The sequence below is a fragment of the Parendozoicomonas sp. Alg238-R29 genome (assembly GCF_947331445.1).
Classification (GTDB): Bacteria; Pseudomonadota; Gammaproteobacteria; order Pseudomonadales; family Endozoicomonadaceae; genus Sansalvadorimonas.
Map to the genome: position 1 here is coordinate 1 of NZ_CAMZOG010000188.1, position 2070 is coordinate 2070.

Consider the following 2070-nt stretch of genomic DNA (forward strand, 5'->3'; position numbering starts at 1 on the left):
CGGGGTATAGCGCAGTCTGGTAGCGCGCCTGCTTTGGGAGCAGGATGTCGGGAGTTCGAATCTCTCTACCCCGACCAATTCTCTTAAAAGAGAAAATAAAGGGGGAATCTTCGGATTACCCCTTTTCTTTTGTTTCTTTTTCTTTCCCATTTCGAGTTTCCTCCTACACTTCCTTGGTCACTTATCTTCCTTCTCTTTTTCGGGAGTAGCCGTTGTGATCAGGCAGTCTTTTCTTGCGACGATTATCCTCAGTATATTTTTAAGTGGCTGTGCAGGCCATAAGGCCACCATGCATGAATGGTGGGAGTGTGCTCTTGCCGGTGGTGCCGTGGGTGGTGTCGGCGGTGCTATGGAGAACAGTAAAACGGCAGCCTACGGTGCTGTTGGCGGAGCCATCATTGGTGGTGCTATATGCGCCCTGACCCATGAAAAACCTCAACCCTCTAAAACTGTTGAAGTTGCTATACCTAAGGATTCTGATGGTGATGGTGTGCCGGATAGTCTCGATAAGTGCCCAGGTACTCCTCCCGGAACCCGTGTAGGAGCAGAGGGCTGTCCCATTATCCCAGCTGTACAAAAAGATCCAATTCCAGTTATGGAGCCAGTGCTGTTTGACTCGTCCTCTGCCAGTCTATCTGCTAAGGCCAAGGGGATTCTTGATGAAGGTGTAGAGTACCTGCGGGCACATCCCAAAGCTGTTATACAACTGAAAGGGCATGCAGACAGTTCAGGGCCAAAGGCTTTTAATCAGGAGATATCGGAGAAACGTGTTCACGCCGTACAGAGTTACCTGATTAATAGCGGTGTGCAGCACACACATATTTTTATTGAAGCCTCTGGTATAGATGAACCTGCTGTGAGCAATACCACCAAGGATGGCCGCAGGCAGAACCGTAGGGTTGAAGCCAAGATCTTTGAAAATAATGGCAGTTAGTTCTGCAACGATTTTAGTAAGTCATATCAGGGGCGAGCTGACCGCCCCTGACTATTAAGGCTCAGGCTTGAGGCTCTACAACATCATCTCGCTGCTGCTTTTGATAATGCTCTGTGAGTACAAGTTCCCGCATGGCTGACAGGCTGGAAAACGGCGTATCAACCAACAGGCTGTTAATCAACCAGGTGGGTAATTGGCCACCCGGATTAACATGGGCCTGATAGGTAACCTGAACTTCCCCACCTGCTTTTGGTGTGAGAACCCAAGCTGCATTCATCTCGGGTATACGCACCAGTCCTTTCTTTTCAGGCTGTAATTCGGGTTCCGCTGTAAGGGCGATAGACACCTGCAGTGTGGCAGGGTTTTGCCGCATAATACTCAGAACAATGGCATCTCGGTCGGTGGCAGGCCAGGGGAGTTTGTTGACGATATAGCTCCATTTCTTTAACCCATCTGATTTTAAGAGATCCATGGACTGGCAGTTATAAATCCATTTTGGAGCAGCTTCCGAGTCATCTAAGAGTGCGACAACAGCAGACAGAGTACTGGGCAGGGTCATTACGCCTTTAAACTCTTTGATGGGAGAGCCTTCTACGCTTCTGACATAGATATCTATACCGTTTTTACTCTTTTCCAGAGACCAGGATTCTTCGGCGCTGGAAAAGCGTGTCACCAGTAACAGGATAAGTGTCAGGAATAAAAACGGAGAAGGTAGTTTGCATAATAAATTTTTCACGGCTTTTCTTTTAATTATTGGTGTGACGGGGACTACTTTAATGAGAAGCATACACGCAGAGCTTTACTAAAGGGAATAGCAAGGGAACAAACACCGGCTGTTATAAATCTAACAAGTTAAGTAAGTCTCTATCAGGAGCTTTGGTGAAACCGCTTTCAATACTGATTTCCGGGGCTGGAATTACCGGCCTTGCCGCTGCCCGCTCTTTATCTGAGGCAGGGCATAATGTTCAAGTTATTGAAAGGGTGTTTAGGTGGAGGCACAGTGGAGCAGGAATTGCCTTACCTGCTAATGCGACACTGCAACTTGATAAGCTTGGCGTTTCCTGATTACCACTGTAAGTCAGCCAGCTTAAGAAGCCTTTCTGGCATTGGGCACGTACGTGCTGCCATGTAGCCAA

At 48.0% G+C, this 2070-nt stretch carries 3 protein-coding genes and 1 tRNA gene; 3 read left to right on the forward strand and 1 reads right to left on the reverse strand.

All coding sequences use genetic code 11. The annotated features are described in order from the left end of the window. A tRNA-Pro gene (locus QMA35_RS21440) sits at positions 1-77 on the forward strand. A 137-nt stretch (positions 78-214) separates the two neighbouring features. Continuing rightward, entirely contained in the window at positions 215-934 is a 720-nt protein-coding gene (locus QMA35_RS21445; RefSeq protein WP_281649173.1) for an OmpA family protein, read from the forward strand. 61 nt (positions 935-995) lie between these two features. On the opposite strand, the gene QMA35_RS21450 is transcribed toward QMA35_RS21445, so the two are convergent. Further along, complete coding sequence (locus tag QMA35_RS21450; protein ID WP_281649174.1) at positions 996-1670, reverse strand: START domain-containing protein; 675 nt, start codon at positions 1668-1670, stop codon at positions 996-998. A 143-nt stretch (positions 1671-1813) separates the two neighbouring features. Here QMA35_RS21450 and QMA35_RS21455 point away from each other — a divergent pair, with 143 nt between their 5' ends. Further along, on the forward strand, positions 1814-1999 hold the full coding sequence (locus tag QMA35_RS21455) for an FAD-dependent oxidoreductase (protein ID WP_281649175.1): 186 nt from the start codon (positions 1814-1816) through the stop codon (positions 1997-1999). Positions 2000-2070: the final 71 nt, after the last annotated feature.